The sequence below is a fragment of the Bacillus sp. 179-C3.3 HS genome (assembly GCF_047229225.1).
Lineage (GTDB): Bacteria > Bacillota > Bacilli > Bacillales > Bacillaceae > Bacillus.
On record NZ_JBFEFT010000002.1, the window covers coordinates 45,037 to 65,053 of the forward strand.

The window sequence follows — 20,017 nt, forward strand, 5'->3', positions numbered from 1 at the left end:
CTCCTTTTTATCATCGTCTATGGTGTCGTTTACTTTTTCTCTGCAATTCGGAGCTTCGCCGAACGTGCACGGTTGTTGTGTTCAAGCTCTTGTTCTGATGCTACGATCGGCTTTCTCGTAATGAGCTTCAGTTTCGGTTCAAGACCTTCTGGAATCACTGGTAGCCCGTGCGGAAGTTCTGGAAGAGAAGACATCTCTTTAAACGTACTTTTACAAATTCGATCTTCGAGCGAATGAAAAGTAATCACAGAGATTCTTCCATTTGGCTTGAGTAACTCAATTGCTTGTTCTAATGCTTCTTCAAATACTTTCAATTCGTCATTTACGGCAATTCGGATCGCTTGAAACACTCTTTTGGCTGGATGTCCTCCAGTTCGTCTAGCGGGTGCTGGAATTCCTTCTTTTATGATATCTACAAGTTGACCCGTTGTTTCAATTGGTGCCTTTTTTCTAGCTTCTTCAATTTTACGCGCGATTTGCTTGCTGAATTTCTCTTCCCCATATTTGTAGAAAATCCGAACTAGATCTTCAAATGGCCATTCGTTCACCACTTGTTTCGCCGACAATGCGGCTGATTGATCCATTCGCATATCAAGAGGTGCATCATGATGATAACTAAATCCTCTCTCAGGTGTATCAAGCTGAGGAGATGAAACCCCAAGATCAAAGATGACACCGTCTACGCTTGTAATTCCTTGTTCATTCAGACGTTCTTTTAAATATCGGAAGTTGCTTTTTATGAAAAGAATGTTCGCCTTTGAATCAGCGAGCTTCTCTCGAGCATGATTGAGTGCAGCATCGTCTTGGTCAAAACCAATCAATGTACCATTTTCTGATAATTGTGATAGTAAATATGAGCTATGACCCGCTCCACCTAGGGTGCAGTCTACATATGTACCGTCTTTTTTGACGTTTAAACCGTCAACTGTTTCTTTTAATAATACTGTCTCATGTTGAAACATGATGTTATGGTCCCACCTTTTTCAAATTGAAATGAATGTGTAGAAAGTTTGCTGCACAAGGGATTATTATATATCAAATCCGATCATGTTTTCAGCAATCTCAGCAAAAGAATCTTCTTGCTCTTCTGTATATTGTTCCCAGATCGACTTACTCCACAACTCAATTCGATTTGAAACGCCGATGACGACACATTCTTTTTCGAGTTTTGCGTATTGGAGTAGGTTTGATGCAATATTAATGCGCCCCTGCTTGTCCAGATCACATTCAACTGCGCCAGAAAAGAAAAACCGGGTAAACGCACGTGCATCTTTTTTGGTTAGTGGAAGTGCTTTTAGTTTCTCTTCGATTAGTTTCCACTCACTCATAGGGTAGCCAAATAAACATTGATCAAGCCCTCTCGTCAGTACAAACTGTTCTCCGAGACCGTCTCTAAATTTAGCAGGGATGATCATGCGCCCTTTTGTATCAATCGTATGTTGGTATTCACCCATGAACATGATATATCAGAGCCCCACTTTCTTTCCTTAACTCCCCACTATCCACCACTTCTCTCCACAAAACTTATTCTACACTGTTTCTGCATAAAAAAAAACCCTGAACTAGTCAGGGTTCATTAAAACTTTATTTCAAAGTTTGACAATTTGTTGCTTGTTCTGAAATGAAAATGGCAGATTTTTGAACGTTTTGAAGAATTCTGGACCATATTTGTTTAAATAATACATGATATTCCAAATTCTCTCTTGTGGTGCTTCAAGTGGTTTTAAACTATTTTCGATCCGTTCATAGTCACGCAGAATATATCCTTCTTTTTCTTCCACTCGCTTCGCAACCTTTTGATAGACAAAATGAAGTTGCTCTTCAATAAATTTTGCATTTTTATCTAGCATCTGCTCAAAATTTGGTTCAATCTGTAGTGCTTCTTTCCGCACCATCTCATGAACACTTGCAAGTTCACGTTTCGCTGTGTCGATGGATTCCACAAAGCTATCAGGAAGGCTTTGCTGAAAATGGGCTTCCTTCTTTTCATTTACGCCTTTCGTTAACACTTCTTCTATCGATACCTCTCGCACTGGTAGCTTTTTGTCTATATGACGTTCGAGAATGGTCACATGTAGCCTCGGAAGAACTGGTGCCATCTTTAATTGTAAATGCCCAAAAATCCCTTTCAGTTCCCCCCAATAATTGACCTCACCATGCCCTGCCATAAAAGCAAGCGTTGGCAAGAGTGTTTCCTGCATCACAGGGCGGGTGACAACATTATTGCTAAAGCGCTCTGGGTGCTCTTCAATTTCATCAAGAAGCTCTTCTTTTGTCCATGTGAGCCCAACTTCTGATACAGCAAAGTGTTGTTGATCTTTTTCAATGAGGAAACGCTCCTCATCATATTCGTAAAACAGGTTCGCCTGATGTTCACCTGCTTCAATGAGCGGCTGATAGCCGGATCGTTTCATCGCAGCCTGCGTCTCACTCAAACATTGCGTAATCGTATCATTTGCTTCTACAATTTGTTTGAACACTTGTCGTTCAAGTGATTTGACGCCTAAGTCTCCTGAATTAAATAAAAGTAGCCCATCTTCTCCAAAAAGATCACACACAATCCATTCGAAAAAATCAGTATACGTATGCGATTTACGCAAACATCGGATCAGCTGATCTAGTAAGTCGTTTGTATACGATGTTTCTTCGTAGGTTGAAAACACATCACGTAGCCATTTCTCTGTCTTTTCTTGGTGGAGAGGGATTCTTTTTGCAGCCGCTTTTTTCACATTATGTATAGGAAGCTTTTGTTTGACAGGACCTTTTTCACCAGATGTGTATACAAAATTGATTTCATCTACGTCATGATCCTCTCCCGCTACCCAAAAGACAGGAATCACCGGAACGCCTAGCGCTGCTTCCTTTTCTTTCGCAAATTGTAAGATGGAGATGATTTTATGTATCGTATAAAGTGGACCTGTCAATAGACCTGCTTGCTGTCCTCCGACCACCATGACACTCCGTTTGCCCCTGATTTTCTCAATATTCTCCCGCATCGCTGCCGATTCAAACTTTGCGTGATAAGCGCTCATATAATCCGCCAAAGCCTCACGAGGGAAGCTCATTTCCATGAGATCGTCGTATCTCTTTTTCCATATATGTTCAGAATGTATGTCATATTCAAAAAAAGCAGCCATCTCTTTTTTTTCTTCTATATAATCACGTATGAATAAATTCTGACTTCGGATGGAAAGTTCAGTCAATTGCATGTTTAGAACTTCCTTTCTTCAATAAATAGTTAGTTTCCCGAAAAAAGTATAGCATGTAAATCAGCTCACTCAAAAGATTTTGTTTGCCTTTTTTCCAATACTTCCAAGCTTCTATCGAAGAAAGTCAGATATGGCGCATGAATCCCTTGCATCTGAGCTTTTTTTAAAAGATAGCCGGTGATGGCATTTCTTTCCGTCTTCCGCCCTTTTACGATATCTTGAAGCATGGACGATTGGTTAGCCGCCGTTTGATGACAGATGGAAACAACATGCGCCCAAAGACGCTCTTTATCTGTCAGCCCTAGAATCGTTACCGCTTCTTCAAAAACGCATGTCATCATATGTTGATAAGATGCGTTCGAGAGGAGCTGCCCATTTTCCACATGTAATAAAGCCGTTAGCGGATTAATACAAACATTGACAAGCAGCTTTTCCTCGAGCACCTTTTCCCATTCAGTCGTATAGACCATCTCAAAATGGTCAGGTCCATCCGTCAATTCATCCATGAGATCTGATTTTCCTTCATGATGAAATGCCCCCCACTTAATTAAGCCAATCCCTGTATGCACAACTGCATGATCTGATACCTTCATCGCGCCATGCTCCACCACACCAATAAATAACTCATGCGGTGATACCCAATTCTTTAAATCTAAAAGATGCGCCATCCCATTTTGTAAAAATAGAATTCGCTGACGAGGACATGTCGACAATTCATGGAGCACATCGTTCAATTGATGATATTTAACCGTCACAATGAGAAGATCAAACGTTCCTTTCAGCCCTGTTTGTGCATCGACCACTGACCGGAATGTCTCCCCGTTCATGGTTCGTTCAATCCCTGCCGCTCGTATTTCTTCTGCCTGTTCCTTTCTTCTTGTCAAAACGGTGACATCATGGTGCGTTGATAAATAACTCGCGCAAAGCAGCCCAATGGCACCGCCCCCAATGATTCCAATTCTCACATCACGTACTTCCTTTCATTCTGTTTACTTCATCATATCAGCTATTTTATCAGTTTCATATCATGAGGCAAAAAACAGCCTTTCCTCAATGATTTGAATTTTTTTAATTTAAAAACTATAATAATAAGTGTAAAAACTTTTTTAGGCGGATGGGATGAAAGCGCCTTCAATCATGATGTGTGTAAGGGGGAATTTCACATGACGAAAGTAAAACGTCTTCTGATTAACTACAAAACGTTAGAAGAATTTAAACAATTCAAGGAGTACGGGATTCAAGAGCTTTCTATGCTTGAAGATCTTGAAAGTAATATGATTGAAAACGATAGCAATTCTCCATTCTACGGGATTTACTTTGGCGATAAGCTTGTGGCCCGTATGAGCCTATATCAAGTTGACGGCTCAACTACGACTTATTTTGACCATAATCATAATTATTTAGAACTGTGGAAGCTAGAAGTACTTCCTGGCTATCAGCGAAAAGGTTACGGCGAGGCTCTTGTGGATTTTGCGAAATCTTTCGGTCTTCCAATTCGTACAAATCCACGCGTCAAGTCTGCTGATTTTTGGGATAAAATGGGCTTTGAAGCGGTAAAATATGATATGGAGCGCGACAAGGGTGAAAATCCTTTCATTTGGGAGCCTGCACATATTCAAAAGAATACCGGTGAATCAGCTTAAATGGATCACAAAACGCCCCTCCTTTCATGTACGAGGGGCGTTTTCTTATTTTGCATAGTCTTTTAAGCTGATATTATGTTTCACTCTTTCAACAATACCAATTAAGGCTTGATAATCTTCTTCTGTCATTTTCAATTGACGCTTCAAGTGTTCATTCTCTTTTGTGAGTGCTTTTAATTGATGGTGTGTATCCTTTAGCTCCTCACGTAAATAACTTGGACCAGAAGGTTCTTTCTCAAGTTTCTCTAAAAATTGGATCACTTCTCGCAGCGTTAATTCTGTTTGTGCTGTCGATGTTTTCGCTTCAACAGTTAGTGCTTGATGCGGTAAACCCGATGAATGAATACCGATTTTTTTTCGCAATTCTTTTCGCTGCTTTTTCGCTAATTCGATCCCGGCTTGATATTGTTTTCTTACAAATGAATTCCATCTAAATCCACAGGCAGCAGCTGTTCTTGACAGTGCCTTTCCAACCTCCTCAAAAGCAGAAAGCTGGGTCCCACCATCTCGAATATGCCTTAAAACGACTTCTGCTAAAAGTAAATCCTCATCTTGTGTCCAAGCATCCTGTCTTGTAATCGTCAATTGATCATCCCCCCTGAATCTGAATACCACATCATATGCGCTTACTAGAGAAGATAGACTATTTTGCAGATGAGAAACATAAAAAATAGACAAATAAAAAAACGTAAGGGAGATTCCCTTACGTTTTTTTATGCATTAGTTGCTTTTTACGTCTTTGCCTTTGTATGTTCCACAAGATTTGCAGACACGATGAGAAATTTTCATTTCACCGCATTCTGGGCAAGCTACCATACCAGGTACTTGTAGTTTGAAATGCGTACGACGCAATCTTTTTTTCATTTTAGAAGTTCTTCTAAAAGGTACAGCCATTATTCCCACCTCCTTAAAGAGTTAAGATTCATTATTTTCTTCTAAGAGCTTCTTCAAGCCTTCGAGACGCGGATCAATTCGGTTTTGATGTGCATCTTCAGAAATGACCGACCAGTCATTCCCTTCCTGTGGTGCAGCATCTTTCACGTCTGTTTGATCGCAAAAAATTTGCATTGGCACTTCAAGCAGAATTTCTTCTTTGACAATCGGGGTTAAGTCGATCATATCGTCTTCGACAACGAAGACATCTTCATCTTCTATCTCGTCTGTCTTATGAAGTACAAATAATTCTTTTGTTGAAATCGCAAATGGATACTTTACATCAACAAGCGTTCTTGAACAAGGCAATGTCATTTCACCTGTAATGGTTAAATCAAATGCGACTTGCTTTGATTCGATCACTCCAGTCCCTTTCACCTCTACTGGTGAAATGTGACGTATATCTGAATGAAGGCTAGTAAGTTCATTTAAATCAACCGTCTCATGAAAATCGAAGCTGTTTTTAGCTTTTTGATGTAACTGATAAATTGTCCATTTCAATTGTATCACCTCTAAGAGCAACAAACATGATTATAGCTTTCATCATGCTATTTGTCAATATTTTTTCTTTACAGTATCATGGTCGTTTGACATCAGTTCTTCTAATGCCTACACTGAAAAAAATGGGCTTTTTTTCTCTTATGCTACTTTAGCACAGACCATTTAACGATAGCAAGAAAGGGGGAACATCTATTGAAAGCAGTAGGAGTCGTGGTCGAATATAACCCATTTCATTACGGGCACGCCTATCATGTGCGACAAGCAAAACAAGAAACCTCTGCAGATGTCGTCATTGCGGTCATGAGCGGTTCGTTTCTCCAGAGAGGAGAGCCTGCGATCGTCTCTAAGTGGGCACGTACGAAAATGGCACTCCAAAGCGGGGTAGATCTTGTATGTGAACTCCCATATATATACGCAGTACAAAAGGCAGAAACGTTTGCAAATGGTGCTGTGTCCATCCTAGATGCATTACAATGTGACTCGCTTTTTTTCGGAAGTGAGGATGGTGATATTTCGGCATTTCAGCGTACAGCACACGCTTGGCATCAAAAACAAGCAGAAATTGACTCTTTGACAAAAGAGAAGGTCAAAGAGGGTCTTAGTTATCCGGCTGCAGCATCTTCAGCGTTTCAAGAAGCAGTTTATCCTGAAAGGTTGTTGGATTTGTCTCAACCGAATAACATCTTAGGTTTCCATTATGTCAAAGCCATTTTAGAAAGAGCGCCCCACCTTCAGCCCTTTACCTCTAAAAGAATTGCGTCTGGCTATCATGATATAGAGCTTCCCGCAGATCAAAAAATTGCAAGCGCAACAAGTATCCGCAAAGCATTGAAAGAGCAGCGCTCATTTGAACCGGTCGAACCCTATCTCCCGAGCACGACGCTAGCGCAATTACGTTCCTATCAATCTTCTTACGGTCTTTTACATACACAAGAAGCCTATTTCCGCTTCTTGAAACACGCGTTTCACACAATGGACCTGGAAGAATTAAAAGAGATATATGAAATCGAAGAAGGTATTGAATACCGGATGCAAAAAGCCGTGAAACATGCTGTGTCTTATGAAGATTATCTCTCTCTTTTGAAAACGAAAAGGTATACATGGACAAGACTACAGCGAATGAATACACATCTATTAATGAGAGTGAAGAAACAAGCCATGCATCAGCTATTGAGCGAAAAAAAGGCGCCCTACATCCGTTTACTTGGGATGTCAAAGAAAGGGCAGCAGTACTTGTCGCTTGTGAAAAAAGAATTGGACGTACCACTCGTCAGTAAGCTATCTTCCTTTTCACATCCCGCTCTTGACCTTGATATACGCGCTTCTCGTGTTTTCAGCCTTCCAATTGAGGAGCCAATGCAAACAAGCCTAACAGAAGCGGAATTTAAAACATCACCCATTCGCTATGATGAAGAACGTCAGCTCTTTCAATCTCAATAAAAAGAAGAGTAGCCACATGAAGGCTGCTCTTCTTTTATGATGCTTTATTTTCTAGTTTGTTTAAATAATTTAGCGCATCTTGCAACGTATCAACAGGAATCACTTTCATGTCACTGTTAATATTTTTCACTGTTTTGACGGCGAGATTATAGTCTGAGTTCGGATCGCCTTTATCGTTTGGTGCAAAGAAGATGTCCTTCCCAGCTTTATCTGCTGCCACGACCTTTTGATCTACTCCACCAATTGGGCCAACCGTTCCATCTGCGTCAATGGTTCCTGTCCCAGCAATCTCATAGCCATGTGTTTCGTCTTCTTTTGTCAGTTGATTATAAATTTCAAGCGACATCATCAAGCCAGCTGATGGTCCGCCAATATTTTCAATATCAACTTTAATCGCAGGTGATACGTTTACTTGACGGTCTGTAAACAATGACACGCCAATTCCTACTCGATTCGGTTCCTCTTTAAATGGTTTCAACTCGACTTGTTCTGTCAGCTCTTTCCCATTACGTTCAAGCACAAATTTGACCGAGGTTCCTGCTTTTTGACTACTGATGTATGAAACCATTTTATCAGCAGAATCGTAGGTTTTGCCATCGACACTTTTGATGCGATCCCCAACCTCTATTTTTCCATAAGCAGGCATTCCTTTCATCACGTAGCTCGCATATACGCCATTAAACGTATAGTCGACTTGCTTCCCTGCTTTTGTGTAGGCGGCAATCATGGCATTTTCTTGAGAACTTTTCATGAGCTGGAGCTGTCTTTTCATATAATCTTCATCCGATTCTCCGGCTGCTTTAAAGTTTTCTTCAGGAACAATTTCATGATATTCATTCATTTTTGCAAGTACATACGTATACGGGTTTGCTGGTCCTACTTTAATGGTCATAAGCGAGAAACTGCCCTTCTCGCCATACCCTCCATCTACTTGAATATGTGGTGCAATCTCTGTCGCTTCACCTGGCTTTGTCACATAATAAGGTAGTTTCACAAAGGTTAAGCCAAATAAGACAAGGGCAACCACCAAAAAGCTAAGCCAGCGAATATTTAATTTTTTCATTCATTCACACTCCCATTTCACTATGACATCTTTCAGTTTCCCTTTTAGTTGGTCTGTGGCTTGTTCGCCTGCATCCATCATTTGTTGAACATGTGAAAACGCACTGGAGCTAAATGTGTCAAGTTTTGGCCGAATCATGATATCTGCATGAATGGTTTGATGACGAACTAATTCATTTTGAAGGATGTCCAAACTTTGCATGATCACATCAGATAATTTCGTTGCCTTTTCTGTCTTTTTTACCCTAGAGACGTCAGAGGCAATAATGAGATCCGCCCCCATCTCTTTTAAAACAGAGACAGGGATTCGATCGACAACCGCTCCATCTACGAATTGTCTACCGCCGATCTCATGCGGAACAAACACCCCTGGAATGCTAATGCTTGCTCTGACCGCTTGTGAGACTGGTCCATCTTTGAACACAACTTTCTCTCCTGTTTGCAAGTCACAAGCGACAACCGCAAGAGGTATGTGCAGTTCCTCAAATGTTTTCCCATATGTAAATGTATGAATCAGTTGCAAAATGCGATGTCCTTTTAAAAGACCGATTTTTGGCAGTGTATAGTCAGCATAATACTTTTTTCTGAAGACAAGTGCAAGTTTTTTCATTTTTTCTACGTCTTGTCCTGCCGCATAAAAGCTACCAACTAACGCACCAATACTGCTTCCTGCAATCATATCTATTTGAATCCCTTGTTTCTTGAGACTAGATAAAACGCCAATATGCGCCATTCCTCTTGCACCTCCAGAGCCTAGCGCAAGTCCGATGATCGGTCTTCTCATAAAAATCCACCCTCCTCTTTCCTTGCATATATACGAATCTATAGGTCTAAACATGCCCCTCATGCTCGTATAGTAATAGAAGTCAGGCTCGGCCATTTGCTTGATTTACGAGCTCACCAATTCTAATCATACCGGCAAGGGGCGAAATCTTCATGAAAAAATGGAACACACTGTTCATCGCTGCTTTCTTTATTTTTTTAACAGCTACTGTGATTACACATCCACAAGCCTCTTTGCAAGCGTCAAAAAATGGACTTGCAATGTGGTGGGAAGTTGTTTTTCCATCGTTGCTGCCTTTTTTTATTTTGTCCGAACTGTTAATTAGCTTCGGCATTGTCAGATTTGTAGGGGTTTTATTAGAACCATTTATGCGCCCCATCTTTCGCGTACCTGGTGTGGGCGGTTTCGTATGGGCTATGGGGATGGCGTCAGGCTTTCCATCTGGCGCAAAACTAACGACTAGGCTTCGTCAGGAAGGACAATTGACGAGAATTGAGGCAGAGCGTCTCGTTTCGTTTACAAATTCATCTAATCCATTGTTTATTTTCGGAGCAGTCGCTGTTGGCTTTTTCCATCATGCGGCTTTAGGAATTGTGTTAGCCTGTGCACATTACTTAGGGAATCTTGCTGTCGGGGTGACGATGCGCGGATATAAAGCGCGGCATGATGCACACCTTAGAAGAAAGAAAGGCTTTTTATTTCCTCCATTTAAGGATGCATTTAGCGCCCTCCATATTGCTAGACTTGCAGAGAAAAGGCCGCTCGGGCAAATATTAAGTGATGCTGTAATATCTTCTATTCAAACACTCTTTATGATTGGCGGCTTTATCATCTTATTCTCTGTGTTTAGTAAAATGCTAGCGATCGTCCATGTGACAGAGCTTCTCTCCATCGGCATTGGCTTGATGCTACACACCATGAACCTTCCCTCGGAATTAGATACAGCCTTGATTGCAGGTTTATTTGAAATCACGTTAGGCAGTCAACTAACTGGTTCACAAGACGTCACGTTACTTGCCAAAACGATTGTTGTCAGCTTTATATTGGGGTTTAGTGGTTTTTCTGTTCAAGCACAGGTTGCCGGTATATTGGCAGCAACAGATATTCGCTTCAAACCGTTTTTTATCGCCCGTATCCTTCATGGGATTTATGCGGCATTCTTTGCCTTCTTATTGTTTAAACCGCTTTACGTCTCTCGTCCAGACATGGTTCTTCCGGCAGGAACATTTGAGGCAAGCCAGCAAGTCGTGATGTTCAGCAGCATACTATGGAATCAGCTTGTGAGCATTGGACCTTTGATCACCTTATTCAGCCTCATTTTGTATATCGTTTTATACTATCGCAAACAAAAAAATGGATGAGCGCATCGGTGCACTCATCCATTAAATTTCTCTTTTAAAGCGGCTTCTACGACTTGTGGAACAAGCTCTTTGACAGAACCTTGATACTTCGCTACTTCTTTGACAATGCTTGAGCTTAAGAAGGAATACTGGTTGTTGGTCATCATGAAGAACGTTTCAATTTCATCATTTAACACTTTGTTCATCGATGTCCCTTGCATTTCATATTCAAAGTCTGTCACGGCTCTTAAACCACGTAAAATCACTTTGGCATTTTTTTGTTTCGCATAGTCCACCAATAGACCATGGAAGGATTCCACTTTTATGTTTGGTAGATCTTTTGTGGCTTGTCGAATGAGCTCACACCGTTCTTCAACTGTAAATAACGGCTGTTTTGATGAGTTATGTAATACACAAACATACACTTCATCAAAAATTGTTGCTCCTCTTTTAATAATATCCAAATGGCCCAATGTGACTGGATCGAAACTACCTGGACAAACGGCTATGTTCCCCATACTTTACCTTCCCCGCTTTCTATAAATCGTAACGCCAGTCATTCCGTACAGTTCCTGTCTTGCTATTTCTAGAAGCCCCGCTTCATGAGGAAGGTCAACGCCTTTATCATGTTCACAAACAATCACACCGTCATCTGTTAAGAGAGCGTGTTCATCAATTGTGTCTAGAAGGTCTTTTAACTTCTGATCTTTATAAGGCGGATCAAGAAAGATGGCTTGAAAGGACTCCTCTCGTTTAACAACTGCTGCAAGTGCACGCTTGGCATCATTTCGAAACACTTCACTTTGATCGGTTAACGCCAATTGCGAAAGGTTGCCCTTAATCGTCTGTATCGCTTTCATATCTCGATCTACAAAAATGCAATGATCGAACCCCCTCGAAAGCGCTTCAATTCCTAGACCACCGCTTCCCGCAAATAAATCAAGGGCCCTTCCGCCTTCAAAATAAGGACCAATCATATTAAAAATAGACTCTTTTACTTTATCTGTTGTCGGTCTTGTTGATTGACCGGGTACCGCTTTAAGTGAGCGGCCTTTTCTCGTTCCAGAGATGACTCTCATTTTCCCACCACTTTTTCTGCTTGGTTCTATTTTCATTGTACATTGACAAAAAATGCAACATTATCTTATCACAATCACTTCATTTGGTACAATGCGCGGATTTTCATTCATTTTTGATGTATATATGTCGAGATGAGGGGTCATACTAGATGTAACAGCATCTGATGTGGTGCTGTTGCCAACCGCGGAGAAGACTTACGTTTCCCCATAAGTTCTTCCTCCGGTTTCTCCTCTCCCTTTGCCTTCTCCTTAATGGATCATTAAGAATAGAAGGACCCCGCGGGTGATGCCGCGGGGATTTTTTTGTGTCTTTAGAAGCCCACCTTATAATCATACTCTTTTGCTTTGTCCAATTTGGATTCATACTCTAATTTAATAAACGGTTTATATGAAGGCTCAACACGCTTCACAAATGGCAACGAACTAAGTTTTGCCATATGGCGCTCTAGATCATTCATATCACAATAGATCACTGCATATTTCATTTTTCTTGAAATGTAGTGAACATTCCCAAATTTCCTTAGCGCCTTTGACTGCTTTAATGAATGCAGCCAAACGACCATCCCTTGACGTTTGGTTTCCATCTTTTCACCTGCCGCTTTTCAATTCTTCCCATCTATTATGTAAAAGACGAGACATGTCAGTCTCGTCAAGACACTTTACAGCCACAGCTGCCTCCTGAACCACAGCCACCACCGCATGATGATAAACCGTCAAAATATGGATTCCCTGTTGGAACCTTAATATATGCTGATACAGCTTGACCGATTTCAATACTAATCTCATCTAAAATGGATTGAATCGCTGTTTCTGCTTTTTTGAAAGCAACCACTGTATCGTGAAGATCTAGCTTTCTTTTGACCTCACGTACTTCTTTTGAGATCGTTCTATAGTCTGGATGATACTTGCCGAATCGCTGCACATCCTCATATTGCTCTTTGACTTTTGTAAAATCCGCAATCATTTGCTGGGCTTCTTCGTCTTGCTGGAGACGCTTAAAGCAATTGCGGTAATGTTCAGCCTCCTCCGACTGAAGAATCATGGCCGCCAAATGATTTGCTTCCTCTTGGAGCTCCACAGATTCGATTGTCGCATACATAAATATTGCACCTCCAATACATAGTTTACCACGAAACCTATGGATCAGAAAATGCTTTTACGTGACAAATACATCCCTTGTTCTCTTTTCCCTAAAAAGGACGGTTGACGAGATGGTGGCAAAGCGGTAGATCTGTGCTTTCCTTTGAAGAGATGCTTCACAACAAACGCAGACGAGAGTTGACAGGCATTCTTTTCATTCTCTCATTTGACTCTAATAGGATACACATAAAATCGATCGCTTAATCAGCTAAAAAAGCCTTATTCAACTCCATTTTGTTGGCGCATTGCTTGAAACATTTGAATCATCATTTCAGCCATTTGTACACTATTACTTAATTGACTCACACGATGAGGTATGGTTTTTTCGTAAAAGTTCATTTTATCTAACTCAAAGGAAGATAGATTTTCAGGATGTCGAGTGAGTTGTCTGTACCAAATAGGACGCTGTCTGATGAATCTGATCCGGTCCTCCTCAGCCATGACAAACTCCCGCACTTCTCTACGCACCAAACGCACTCTCCTCTCAATTAATCTTTCCTGAAGGAGAATGGGTGCTGACTACCTCCAGATGAACCTTTTTTTGAGCCATTTGATGAAAATTGACCAAGTAAGCTTTGTAAAGAGGAAATAGACTGGCTCATTTTGTTCATTTGTTCATTCATTTGTTCAGCATCCATTTTTTTCACAGCAGAGACCATTTTAGACATAAAGTCAGCCTTACCTGCCTCACGTTGCTTCGTTTCTACTACTTTTTCTTTTTCAGGTTGTGTTTGTCGGTAAGATGACCACATGTCATCTTCCTCACCAAACATGACCCAATTCTCGTAAAGATGCTGCCAGCTTTTTTGTTGGGCATGCACTTCCTGTATTAACTTTGGATGGCGTCTGACGAATTGTTTAAATTCATCAATGGATGTTTGCTTTTGCTTGTTTGTCATATCCTCACCCCCTATACAAATGCCTACTATACTATATACAGCTTCATTCGATTTGGTGCACCATTTTTCCAATAAAAAAACAGCCGCACATGTGCAGCTGCTAAGAAGCTTTCTTTATAAAATTTTGCGTATAATATTTTTCTTTGACGCCAACACCAAGATGCGTGTAATCCTTATGCAATAACGCCTTTCGGTGACCTTCGCTATTGAGCCAGCCTTCTACAGCTGCTGGTCCATCTACATAGTTATACGCAATGTTCTCACCTGCGAGCTGGAATGTGACCTCGCCTCTTTCTAATCGATCTTTGAGTGTACCGTACTTTTTAGACTCGTGAGAAAAATAACGATTCTCTCTCATATCCACACTGTGCATAAATGCCACTTCAGAGGTGTCATCATCCCACTGAAGTGTTGGCAGCTTGTATTTATGTCGGATAATGTTCGTCATATCAAAAATTTGTTTTTGGCTGGAAGCTTCGATTTCTTTCCATTTGTCACCTGAAATCGCTTCTGGTTCAATCAGTTGACCCCGATAGACCACCTCATATGGCTTTTGCTTCACAAAGGTATCGGCGTTAAAAGCTCGAATGCTTGAAAGTGTACTTTCAAACTTATCCATGTAAAGTTGGACATAGATATCATCTTCCACCTTTACCGTTGGTCTTGTATTCATATCATCTTCTGAGAATTCAAAACGATATGAGTTTTGACCGTCTTCTACATGAACATAAGGCGCAATTTGTGTTTTCTTAAAAATCTCACTTGTGGCTTGACCGATTTTAAACGGTTCCACATTCAGCCCGTCACCTGTTGCAAACAAAGTCACAACTTTACTATCCTTAACCCCTACCTGTATATAATGCTTTTTCGATTGATTGTATACCCACCAGTCATAATCATATGCGGAAGGATCAATGCGATCTGGCTCTCCAAGCTGTTTCAGTACTTCATTTGACGATTTCCCCATAAAAGACATGAGACCTTTTTTCGGGATATTCATCGGCTTATCACTAGAAGCTTCTTCATTAGACACCTTCGGTTGATTGCTATTCTCTTTTTCTGGTGAAGATCCATATTGAATAAACAGAACATACGTTCCAGAAATGATCAGGAGGATGAAGAGTGTTTTCAGCACAGTTTTCAAATAAACACCTCCGTTCAATTGGCCAGGTACAAAAATACCCGCTACTGTCATTTAAACAAAACTTTCTCCATTTATCAACGACAATACAGCCTATTTAACACGAATTTAAAATATGCCTTTTTTAATGGAGAAATCCTTGACCATGATCTCGGTCTTGTTGTGAAATTTCTGTCAACGCATCCCCTGCACGATCGTTCGCCAAATCCTCGACCGATAAGTCGCCAAGAGCTACGATCCCTGTCAACGTACCGCCTTTGACTACTGGGATACGGCGGAGCTGATACTCTGACATTAAACGGACAATTTCTTCAAGTGTTGCATCTTCCTCTGCAGTCAGTACTTCCTTCGTCATCACGTTACTAACCGCTTGTGAGTTCGGCTTTTTCTCTGCAATCCCTCTAAGCACAAGGTCACGGTCCGTCACAATACCCACGAGTTGGTCACCTTCAACTATAGGAATGGCACCTATGTCAGCTGTTTTCATTTTCACAGCGGCCTCATATACATTGTCATCTTTTTGACAAGTAATCACTTTTTTGGTCATAATATCTTTGATTTTTTTCGTTTTCACAATGATCCCTCCATCGTTTTTTCCTTCATTACTGTAACCAGCTCCTATGAGAACATACCTTTCACAGTTGAAAGTTTAACGCTTTCATACTATGATTGTCAGTAAAGGGAAATTTTATAAGGAGGGGTTTTGGGTGAAATTTGAAGGTACGGGGATTGAAAAAATATCAGCTGACTTAAATAAACTTGATTTCATCATGGAAAGTGAAGGGTTTGTAAGAGCCGATCAATGGGATTATGAGCGTGTCACGTATGACCGAAAGTATAGCATGGTAGAAGGAACATTCTATTTACGAATCTCCGGCTATGCCACTGAAGGGGATGTCGGTTCAAAAAAAGCACATATCCAACTGCTCACACCGTTACTGGGGAAACACTATTACCCGCATGGTGTAGAATATGGAGAAGGTGAAGATTTCCCTTCATCTCTGATCCAATCAAGCAAAAAAACGCTCGGTAGACTGAAGGAAAAGCTAGAATCAATGACTGCTGAAGCATAAAAATAAAGCACAGCCCATGTGGCTGTGCTTTTGTTTATTCATATTTCGGAATGAGCGCGTCCGGCACGGCATCTTTCGCTCTTTCTTTTCTCGCCCAGTCGAAAAAGACAACGGCCAGAATAGACCCGTAAACAATTTCTTGAATGATTTTCATCAAAATCGCCCCTAGCTGTTGATCCTCCAGCAATGGCAACGTGTGAAACATATCTGGTCCTGTAAGTGAGAGACCTGCAAGCATATCACCTGGGACACATAAATGCAGAGCTTGAATCCATGCGCCTGCGTCCGAATAGGTCGCATAGATCGGTGTATTACTAAACATGATTAATGCACAGGCAGGCGTCATCAGTATCCCATCTGCCATAATATAGCCTAGCTTTAAAATGCCAGTGATTTGCGGCTGACTTTGGACCTTATGGACAAGTGGCCACCACATGAAAAAGGCAGCGATAAAAATCACAACAGTCATCAGTGCATGGTAAAACGGATCAGTTTTCACAAAATCAAACACGAGCGGAATGTGATAAATGGAAAACAGTCCATTAAAGCCAATCAAAGCAATCAGAGGCTTGGATAACAGACGGAAGATGACCTGAATTCCTCGTACTTGAATGATCCGCTCCCAAATCGCGACAGGTAATCCCGTGATCAATAGAGGCGGAACGACTAAGTACAGTATGGCCATCTGCGCCATATGGGCACTGAACATGATATGCCCCATCAAGTCAATTGGGCTGCCTTTCACGACATATAACAGCACAAGGCCAGACAGAAACAGAGCTTTTTCCTTCATCGTTGCGCGGTGCTTCCCCTTCGTCACAAGAAGGAGATAGCAAGCCGCAGCGAATACGATACAAATCAAATAGTATGGGCTCCATAACGCCCTGAAACCGAATATTTCTAAATTCTCCATTGTTGCGCCTCCTTCAAGGGCAAAGCCGGCTTACCACCAAATAATGGTCAAAAAGGCCAGAACGGTAATAAACGCAACAAACACACCTGAGTAAAGAAACAATGCGGGTGTTTCATGCCCTTTTTGATTCATGTGCATAAAATAGTAAAGCTGAAAGGCCACCTGAATCCCTGCTAGCAGTAAAATAAAAGGGACCGCAAACCAATTCCCAATCTCATCAGAGGCAATGGTTAAAAAGGCAACAAATGTTAATCCAATCATCAAGCCGAAAGAAATGAGTTGATGCTTCATTTCTTCGGCATTTTTTTTCTTACGATAGACAAGATCTACCTTTGAAAGATTTGTGTTTTTATTTCCCATTCTTATCCCACCATTCCCATTAAATATACAACGGTAAAGATGAAGACCCACACAACATCGATGAAATGCCAATAAAGACTGGCAACATAATATTTAGGCGCATTGTATAAATCTAGCCCTCGTCTACTATTGCGAATGATCAGAGCCGTGATCCAGCAAAGTCCAAAGGCAACGTGCGCTCCGTGCGTTCCAACGAGTGTGTAGAAGGCTGAGCCAAGAGCAGAGCTGGTAATTGTAAATTCATATTCATGCACATAATGGTAAAACTCATAAATTTCAAGCGCTAAAAATGAAGCGCCTAACAGGACAGTAATACCTAGCCACAGCTGCATTTTTTTAAAGGCAAAGTTTTTCATATGATACATGGCATACACACTCGTTAAACTGCTTGTTAAAAGAAGCATTGTGGCAATAAAAACGAGTGTAATATCAAAAATTTCTGTTGTTTTTGCGCCACCTGCATTTGAATTTTTCAATGCTAAGTAAGTCGCAAACAAAGATGCAAACAGAACGGTTTCTCCCCCAAGAAACAACCAGAACCCGATAAATTTATTTTTCCCTTCTAACGTGGCTTTCTCTGGTGAAGCTGGAAAGGTCTCCGCTGTCATTTTTTGTGGTTCCATTATGCTTTCACCCCTTTATCATCGTCATCGGTCAAATCTTCTTTGTGTATATGATACCCATGATCGTCTTTAAGAGATCGAGCGAGCATCGTCGCAAATGTAATGCCAAGTCCAATGAGGATCACCGGAAGACCCCAGCTATGTTCTTGACGATACATGAAACCAAATGCTGACACAAATAGACCGAATGAGATAATCACTGGCAAAATGGAATTATTCGGCATGTGAATATCACCGAGTGGTTCTGATGCTGTCATTCGTTTCTTGCCGTCCATTTTCTCAATCCACAACGGATCAAGTCCTCTCACAAGTGGCAACTGTTTGAAATTATATTCAGGCGGTGGTGAAGAGACAGTCCACTCAAGTGTTCTTCCATCTTCCCATGGATCACTCGATACACGCTCGCCTTTTGCTGTTGTCCAGATAACGTTAATTAACATAATCACAACAGCTACAAACATAAACAGCGCCCCAATGGTACTAATCAGGTTTCCAAGCTCTAGACCCTGACCCGGCAAGAACGTAAAGACGCGACGCGGCATCCCCCATAGACCTAAGAAATGTTGAATAAAAAATGTCAAATGGAAGCCGATAAAAAAGAGCACAAAACCAATCTTACCAAGCTTTTCATTGAGTATTTTTCCAAACATTTTCGGCCACCAATAATGCACACCTGCTAAAATCCCGAACACGACTCCACCAATAATGACATAGTGGAAATGCGCGACAACGAAGTACGTATCATGGAACTGATAATCTGCTGCCGCTGCTGCGAGCATGACCCCTGTTACTCCGCCTAGTAAGAAGGACGGAATAAACGCGACAGAATACAGCATTGGCGTCGTAAATTTGACATTCCCACCCCAGATGGTGAGGAGCCAGTTGAATACTTTAATTCCAGTAGGTACTGCAATTGCCATCGTCGCTACAGCGAAAATCGCATTCGCAATTGGTCCAAGTCCCGTTGTGAACATATGATGCGCCCACACCATGAAACCGAGGAAGCCAATCAAGACAGTAGCGAAAACCATCGATGAATAGCCAAACAATCTTTTTCTCGCAAACACAGGAATAATCTCAGAGAAAATCCCGAATGCTGGAAGGATTAAAATATAAACTTCTGGGTGTCCGAAAATCCAGAATAGATGCTCCCAGATGATTGTATTTCCACCAAGCGCTGGATTGAAAAAGCTTGTGTCAAACATTCTATCAAGCATCAGCATCGCCAGCCCTGCCGTTAAAGGAGGAAAAGCGAACAAAATAAGAGCAGATGCGACGAATGTCGTCCAAGTAAATAGCGGCATTCTCATATACGTCATGCCAGGTGTTCTCATATTAATAATCGTCACAAGAAAGTTAATCCCAGCAATCAACGTACCGATACCAGCTATCTGCAATCCCAAAATATAAAAATCCATGCCATGTCCTGCTGAGTCCAGTGTAAGCGACGCATACGCAGTCCATCCTGCATCAGGAGATCCGCCTAAAAACCAACCAAGATTTAAGAAAATCCCTCCAAAGAAGAACAACCAAAACCCTAGTGAATTCAGAAACGGAAACGCGACATCACGCGCTCCAATTTGAATTGGCACAACCGCATTCATTAATGCAAATAAAAGCGGCATGGCTGCAAGGAAAATCATTGTCGTCCCATGCATGGTCATCATTTCATTATAAAATCCTGCATCAAGAAAATTATTTTCCGGGATGGCTAGCTGTATACGGATAAACATCGCTTCTAGGCCGCCAACCAAAAAGAAAAATCCCCCTGCCACTAAATATAATATGGCGATTTTTTTGTGATCGACCGTCGTCAAGTAATCCCATAAGACAGCGCCAAATCCCCGCTTTTTAGCTATTGTACTCACCATGAAATC

Annotated in this window: 25 protein-coding genes; 4 read left to right on the forward strand and 21 right to left on the reverse strand. The window is 41.2% G+C overall.

Going from position 1 to position 20,017, the window contains the following annotated elements; genetic code table 11:
* Positions 1–29 precede the first annotated feature (29 nt).
* The 4 genes from rsmH to AB1K80_RS01905 all read right to left on the reverse strand — a co-directional run bounded on the left by rsmH (position 30) and on the right by AB1K80_RS01905 (position 4,174).
* Entirely contained in the window at positions 30–962 is a 933-nt protein-coding gene (gene rsmH / locus AB1K80_RS01890) for a 16S rRNA (cytosine(1402)-N(4))-methyltransferase RsmH (RefSeq protein ID WP_412854928.1), read from the reverse strand.
* A 66-nt stretch (positions 963–1,028) separates the two neighbouring features.
* Positions 1,029–1,460: a division/cell wall cluster transcriptional repressor MraZ gene (mraZ, locus tag AB1K80_RS01895; RefSeq protein ID WP_003211163.1), complete on the reverse strand. Its 432-nt coding sequence runs from the start codon at positions 1,458–1,460 to the stop codon at positions 1,029–1,031.
* A 129-nt stretch (positions 1,461–1,589) separates the two neighbouring features.
* On the reverse strand, positions 1,590–3,209 hold the full coding sequence (bshC, locus tag AB1K80_RS01900) for a bacillithiol biosynthesis cysteine-adding enzyme BshC (protein ID WP_412854929.1): 1,620 nt from the start codon (positions 3,207–3,209) through the stop codon (positions 1,590–1,592).
* A gap of 65 nt (positions 3,210–3,274) precedes the next feature.
* The gene (locus tag AB1K80_RS01905) at positions 3,275–4,174 is read right to left on the reverse strand and encodes a 2-dehydropantoate 2-reductase (protein ID WP_412854930.1); all 900 of its coding nucleotides are present in this window, start codon (positions 4,172–4,174) and stop codon (positions 3,275–3,277) included.
* Positions 4,175–4,372: 198 nt separating this feature from the next.
* Between AB1K80_RS01905 and AB1K80_RS01910 the strand changes: the two genes are divergently transcribed.
* On the forward strand, positions 4,373–4,852 hold the full coding sequence (locus AB1K80_RS01910) for an N-acetyltransferase (RefSeq protein ID WP_412854931.1): 480 nt from the start codon (positions 4,373–4,375) through the stop codon (positions 4,850–4,852).
* A 45-nt stretch (positions 4,853–4,897) separates the two neighbouring features.
* Here the strand turns inward: AB1K80_RS01910 and gerR are convergent, their stop codons facing one another.
* The 3 genes from gerR to AB1K80_RS01925 all read right to left on the reverse strand — a co-directional run bounded on the left by gerR (position 4,898) and on the right by AB1K80_RS01925 (position 6,286).
* Positions 4,898–5,437, reverse strand: a complete 540-nt coding sequence (gene gerR / locus AB1K80_RS01915) for a sporulation-specific transcriptional regulator GerR (RefSeq protein WP_412854932.1) — start codon at positions 5,435–5,437, stop codon at positions 4,898–4,900.
* A gap of 135 nt (positions 5,438–5,572) precedes the next feature.
* Positions 5,573–5,746: a 50S ribosomal protein L32 gene (gene rpmF / locus AB1K80_RS01920; RefSeq protein ID WP_008354700.1), complete on the reverse strand. Its 174-nt coding sequence runs from the start codon at positions 5,744–5,746 to the stop codon at positions 5,573–5,575.
* A gap of 21 nt (positions 5,747–5,767) precedes the next feature.
* Positions 5,768–6,286 carry a YceD family protein gene (locus AB1K80_RS01925; RefSeq protein ID WP_412854933.1) on the reverse strand — a complete coding sequence of 173 codons (519 nt, stop codon included), beginning with the start codon at positions 6,284–6,286 and terminating at the stop codon, positions 5,768–5,770.
* 192 nt (positions 6,287–6,478) lie between these two features.
* Here AB1K80_RS01925 and AB1K80_RS01930 point away from each other — a divergent pair, with 192 nt between their 5' ends.
* Positions 6,479–7,726, forward strand: coding sequence for a nucleotidyltransferase (locus tag AB1K80_RS01930; protein WP_412854934.1), 1,248 nt, complete (start codon positions 6,479–6,481; stop codon positions 7,724–7,726).
* A gap of 34 nt (positions 7,727–7,760) precedes the next feature.
* Here AB1K80_RS01930 and AB1K80_RS01935 read toward each other — a convergent pair whose 3' ends face one another.
* Positions 7,761–8,789, reverse strand: a complete 1,029-nt coding sequence (locus tag AB1K80_RS01935; protein ID WP_412854935.1) for a SepM family pheromone-processing serine protease — start codon at positions 8,787–8,789, stop codon at positions 7,761–7,763.
* Complete coding sequence (locus tag AB1K80_RS01940; protein ID WP_412854936.1) at positions 8,790–9,572, reverse strand: patatin-like phospholipase family protein; 783 nt, start codon at positions 9,570–9,572, stop codon at positions 8,790–8,792. It abuts the gene before it with no gap.
* A 152-nt stretch (positions 9,573–9,724) separates the two neighbouring features.
* Here AB1K80_RS01940 and ylbJ point away from each other — a divergent pair, with 152 nt between their 5' ends.
* A complete protein-coding gene (gene ylbJ / locus AB1K80_RS01945) occupies positions 9,725–10,933 on the forward strand; it encodes a sporulation integral membrane protein YlbJ (RefSeq protein WP_412854937.1) in 1,209 nt (402 codons plus the stop codon).
* A gap of 14 nt (positions 10,934–10,947) precedes the next feature.
* Here ylbJ and coaD read toward each other — a convergent pair whose 3' ends face one another.
* The 8 genes from coaD to AB1K80_RS01985 form a co-directional block, all read right to left on the reverse strand.
* Positions 10,948–11,430, reverse strand: coding sequence for a pantetheine-phosphate adenylyltransferase (gene coaD, locus AB1K80_RS01950; RefSeq protein WP_412854938.1), 483 nt, complete (start codon positions 11,428–11,430; stop codon positions 10,948–10,950).
* A 3-nt stretch (positions 11,431–11,433) separates the two neighbouring features.
* Complete coding sequence (gene rsmD, locus AB1K80_RS01955) at positions 11,434–11,991, reverse strand: 16S rRNA (guanine(966)-N(2))-methyltransferase RsmD (RefSeq protein ID WP_412854939.1); 558 nt, start codon at positions 11,989–11,991, stop codon at positions 11,434–11,436.
* Positions 11,992–12,302: 311 nt separating this feature from the next.
* The gene (locus tag AB1K80_RS01960) at positions 12,303–12,575 is read right to left on the reverse strand and encodes a YlbG family protein (RefSeq protein WP_003212137.1); all 273 of its coding nucleotides are present in this window, start codon (positions 12,573–12,575) and stop codon (positions 12,303–12,305) included.
* Positions 12,576–12,640: 65 nt separating this feature from the next.
* Complete coding sequence (locus AB1K80_RS01965) at positions 12,641–13,090, reverse strand: YlbF family regulator (RefSeq protein ID WP_412854940.1); 450 nt, start codon at positions 13,088–13,090, stop codon at positions 12,641–12,643.
* 260 nt (positions 13,091–13,350) lie between these two features.
* The gene (locus AB1K80_RS01970) at positions 13,351–13,599 is read right to left on the reverse strand and encodes a YlbE-like family protein (protein ID WP_412854941.1); all 249 of its coding nucleotides are present in this window, start codon (positions 13,597–13,599) and stop codon (positions 13,351–13,353) included.
* Between the two features lie 20 nt (positions 13,600–13,619).
* Positions 13,620–14,030 (reverse strand): YlbD family protein, encoded by a 411-nt coding sequence (locus AB1K80_RS01975; protein WP_412854942.1) that lies wholly within the window; start codon positions 14,028–14,030, stop codon positions 13,620–13,622.
* A gap of 100 nt (positions 14,031–14,130) precedes the next feature.
* Positions 14,131–15,174: a CAP domain-containing protein gene (locus AB1K80_RS01980; protein WP_412854943.1), complete on the reverse strand. Its 1,044-nt coding sequence runs from the start codon at positions 15,172–15,174 to the stop codon at positions 14,131–14,133.
* A gap of 121 nt (positions 15,175–15,295) precedes the next feature.
* Entirely contained in the window at positions 15,296–15,745 is a 450-nt protein-coding gene (locus AB1K80_RS01985; RefSeq protein WP_412854944.1) for a CBS domain-containing protein, read from the reverse strand.
* Positions 15,746–15,878: 133 nt separating this feature from the next.
* Here AB1K80_RS01985 and AB1K80_RS01990 point away from each other — a divergent pair, with 133 nt between their 5' ends.
* Positions 15,879–16,244 (forward strand): YugN family protein, encoded by a 366-nt coding sequence (locus AB1K80_RS01990; protein WP_412854945.1) that lies wholly within the window; start codon positions 15,879–15,881, stop codon positions 16,242–16,244.
* Between the two features lie 34 nt (positions 16,245–16,278).
* Here AB1K80_RS01990 and ctaG read toward each other — a convergent pair whose 3' ends face one another.
* From ctaG to ctaD, 4 genes are read right to left on the reverse strand one after another with little or no spacing between them, the layout of a single operon-like run.
* Complete coding sequence (ctaG, locus tag AB1K80_RS01995) at positions 16,279–17,157, reverse strand: cytochrome c oxidase assembly factor CtaG (RefSeq protein ID WP_412854946.1); 879 nt, start codon at positions 17,155–17,157, stop codon at positions 16,279–16,281.
* 30 nt (positions 17,158–17,187) lie between these two features.
* The gene (ctaF, locus tag AB1K80_RS02000; RefSeq protein ID WP_412854947.1) at positions 17,188–17,517 is read right to left on the reverse strand and encodes a cytochrome c oxidase subunit IVB; all 330 of its coding nucleotides are present in this window, start codon (positions 17,515–17,517) and stop codon (positions 17,188–17,190) included.
* Between the two features lie 2 nt (positions 17,518–17,519).
* Positions 17,520–18,140, reverse strand: a complete 621-nt coding sequence (ctaE, locus tag AB1K80_RS02005) for a cytochrome c oxidase subunit III (RefSeq protein ID WP_412854948.1) — start codon at positions 18,138–18,140, stop codon at positions 17,520–17,522.
* The gene (ctaD, locus tag AB1K80_RS02010) at positions 18,140–20,011 is read right to left on the reverse strand and encodes a cytochrome c oxidase subunit I (protein WP_412854949.1); all 1,872 of its coding nucleotides are present in this window, start codon (positions 20,009–20,011) and stop codon (positions 18,140–18,142) included. The genes ctaE and ctaD overlap by 1 nt, the downstream gene beginning before the upstream one ends.
* Positions 20,012–20,017: the final 6 nt, after the last annotated feature.

What these genes read in the sequence shown, in the direction of transcription:
- ctaD (WP_412854949.1), bottom strand. Translation starts at nt 20,011, where the DNA reads ATGGTGAGTACAATAGCTAAAAAGCGGGGATTTGGCGCTGTCTTATGG.
- AB1K80_RS01975 (WP_412854942.1), bottom strand. Translation starts at nt 14,030, where the DNA reads ATGACAAACAAGCAAAAGCAAACATCCATTGATGAATTTAAACAATTC.
- rsmH (WP_412854928.1), bottom strand. Translation starts at nt 962, where the DNA reads ATGTTTCAACATGAGACAGTATTATTAAAAGAAACAGTTGACGGTTTA.
- coaD (WP_412854938.1), bottom strand. Translation starts at nt 11,430, where the DNA reads ATGGGGAACATAGCCGTTTGTCCAGGTAGTTTCGATCCAGTCACATTG.
- ctaE (WP_412854948.1), bottom strand. Translation starts at nt 18,140, where the DNA reads ATGGAACCACAAAAAATGACAGCGGAGACCTTTCCAGCTTCACCAGAG.
- AB1K80_RS01940 (WP_412854936.1), bottom strand. Translation starts at nt 9,572, where the DNA reads ATGAGAAGACCGATCATCGGACTTGCGCTAGGCTCTGGAGGTGCAAGA.
- AB1K80_RS01965 (WP_412854940.1), bottom strand. Translation starts at nt 13,090, where the DNA reads ATGTATGCGACAATCGAATCTGTGGAGCTCCAAGAGGAAGCAAATCAT.
- mraZ (WP_003211163.1), bottom strand. Translation starts at nt 1,460, where the DNA reads ATGTTCATGGGTGAATACCAACATACGATTGATACAAAAGGGCGCATG.
- bshC (WP_412854929.1), bottom strand. Translation starts at nt 3,209, where the DNA reads ATGCAATTGACTGAACTTTCCATCCGAAGTCAGAATTTATTCATACGT.
- AB1K80_RS01935 (WP_412854935.1), bottom strand. Translation starts at nt 8,789, where the DNA reads ATGAAAAAATTAAATATTCGCTGGCTTAGCTTTTTGGTGGTTGCCCTT.
- ctaG (WP_412854946.1), bottom strand. Translation starts at nt 17,157, where the DNA reads ATGGAGAATTTAGAAATATTCGGTTTCAGGGCGTTATGGAGCCCATAC.
- ctaF (WP_412854947.1), bottom strand. Translation starts at nt 17,517, where the DNA reads ATGGGAAATAAAAACACAAATCTTTCAAAGGTAGATCTTGTCTATCGT.
- ylbJ (WP_412854937.1), top strand. Translation starts at nt 9,725, where the DNA reads ATGAAAAAATGGAACACACTGTTCATCGCTGCTTTCTTTATTTTTTTA.
- AB1K80_RS01910 (WP_412854931.1), top strand. Translation starts at nt 4,373, where the DNA reads ATGACGAAAGTAAAACGTCTTCTGATTAACTACAAAACGTTAGAAGAA.
- rsmD (WP_412854939.1), bottom strand. Translation starts at nt 11,991, where the DNA reads ATGAGAGTCATCTCTGGAACGAGAAAAGGCCGCTCACTTAAAGCGGTA.
- rpmF (WP_008354700.1), bottom strand. Translation starts at nt 5,746, where the DNA reads ATGGCTGTACCTTTTAGAAGAACTTCTAAAATGAAAAAAAGATTGCGT.
- AB1K80_RS01960 (WP_003212137.1), bottom strand. Translation starts at nt 12,575, where the DNA reads ATGGAAACCAAACGTCAAGGGATGGTCGTTTGGCTGCATTCATTAAAG.